Source organism: Sphingobacterium sp. UBA5670, assembly GCF_002420705.1.
GTDB lineage: Bacteria > Bacteroidota > Bacteroidia > Sphingobacteriales > Sphingobacteriaceae > Sphingobacterium.
Genome location: NZ_DIIM01000021.1, coordinates 665,569 through 667,429, shown reverse-complemented (window position 1 = coordinate 667,429; position 1,861 = coordinate 665,569). Strand labels below are relative to the sequence as shown.

Annotated in this window: 3 protein-coding genes; all 3 read right to left on the bottom strand. The window is 42.7% G+C overall.

The genetic code is table 11. The annotated features are described in order from the left end of the window. Positions 1–185: 185 nt before the first annotated feature. Positions 186–941 (bottom strand): PRC-barrel domain-containing protein, encoded by a 756-nt coding sequence (locus tag B3C94_RS20760; protein ID WP_293907314.1) that lies wholly within the window; start codon positions 939–941, stop codon positions 186–188. Positions 942–980: 39 nt separating this feature from the next. Beyond that, complete coding sequence (locus B3C94_RS20755; RefSeq protein ID WP_293907312.1) at positions 981–1,163, bottom strand: hypothetical protein; 183 nt, start codon at positions 1,161–1,163, stop codon at positions 981–983. Positions 1,164–1,266: 103 nt separating this feature from the next. Further along, positions 1,267–1,653 carry a DUF5856 family protein gene (locus B3C94_RS20750; protein ID WP_293907310.1) on the bottom strand — a complete coding sequence of 129 codons (387 nt, stop codon included), beginning with the start codon at positions 1,651–1,653 and terminating at the stop codon, positions 1,267–1,269. Between the last annotated feature and the right edge of the window lie 208 nt (positions 1,654–1,861).

Sequence of the window (1,861 nt, the reverse complement as noted above, 5' to 3'; positions counted from 1 at the left end):
AGAATTGTCATTTTTCGGACAATGTTGTAAAATCTCGGAAAGAGTTTATACATCATGGAAAGAGTTACTGGTTGAGGCAACGCTACGCTAAACAATAGTCAGGCTTAGCGATTAAAGTAGCTAAGCCTGATTGCTTCGTTCGACATGCGTGTTATCTTCGATATTCTTGTCTATAAGATTGTTGTCTACAGTTCGTTGTTGTCGATTGTACCTGGTTCATGCCCCGTGCTCTTGTCGTATCGGGCTGCCACCCTGCGCGTACGCTGGGTCTGATCCGGCGGAAGACTTTCCGTCTGTTGCCCCCGGCTGTAGAATGTATCTTCATTAAAGTGATAATGGCTGTAAAAATCAGCAGGGTCGTAGCTGTTGGAACTCACCACAAAACCGACGTCGCCGGTACCTTCAAAGATATGGCGGACGGACAGTTCGGTTTCCGGGTCAACATGATCCTGTAGGTAAGTCGGTAACCGGATCAACTGATCCTCAGTGACGGAGATTACCACGACTTCGCCATCATCTGCAGGATTGTACAGATAATCCGTAGCGGGTTCTTCTGTCGGAATTTCATCCACGGTGAATATCACGCTATGATTAATCGGTTCGACAGGCGGAGTTACGTTGGGTTCCTCATTGCTCGCCTGAATCCGTTTGCCATCATAGAGCGAAGCAAGGCCAATAGGAGCCAGTATTTTCTTATCTTCATCGATCACAAATTCGGCATCGTTGAGGTCAATAATAAGATACCGCACTTGTTGGCTACTGGGATCAAAGAGCAAATCATCCACCTTGCCGATCAGCTGGCCGGCTTCATTCTTTACTTTCCAGCCTCTGATATCAGGTTCGCCATCGACAATCTCATAATCGCTTCCACCGAGTTCAATTAAATGATCATATTTTTTTTCTTCTTTTAATGCCATGTCTTCAATTTTTTTGGTTATCAATTCTTATCTGTTTGTTGCGAAAGAAAGCAATTCCAGCATTTAGAGGGTATCCCTCGGAACTGCTGGGGAGTTAACACTTGTATCTGGAGTGGATTTAGTTAACATAGCCTCACTGTTATAACGGTTGATAAAATAGAGGACCAGTCCCAGTGCGATAAGTGAGAGCAGGAGCCAAAGCCACCAAGGGGCTCCGTTTCTAGGTTTTACTTCTAAATGTGCCATATATACTTTTTCAAAAAGAACAACCCCTGAAAGGCTTCGTTTGAAAAAGTTTTTTTCGGGAAGGATCGCTAACAAAAAAGCACCTTGTTGAGGTGCTCTTTTGTTATTCCAGACGTTTTAATCTAAAGAGAAGCTGCTGAATGGCTTCCTGTATATCGTCGATAATGGATTGCGAGAAAGTCTCTGGAAAAAGCGATTCGCGCTGACTTTCGATTTCCTTGTAATAATCTTCAATGTATTTGATGTGATCTTTTGGTTTTGCTGTTTGCGGAATAACGATTTCCACAGTTCCTTTTAAAGCAAAAGTCGTTTCAACCAGCCGGTCGGTAATGTCGATAAGTGAGTCGATGGCCTGATCAAGGGAAATATGTGCTTCATAACTCCCTCTTCCCGTTATGGACCAGTGGATCAGTTTTAATGAGTTTCGAAATGAAATTAGTTTTCCGAGAAAATCTCCCACAGACGCTGTGCTTTCCTTTTTTTTTGCCATAATTATTGCTATAAATTTATATTAAAAATAAATGGGGATAGCGGATGATCCCTTTTGTAGATAACAACAAAGTGGCCCACCAAAAAGTTTGCATTTATATTATTTCTTTACTGTTGCATTGGTTGTATTTATTTAGCCTTTGCTTTGCAAGAAGCTCAGTTCATTCGCGCTGGATAGGTGCTCGATCTCCGGACGGCTTCTGCTTCTA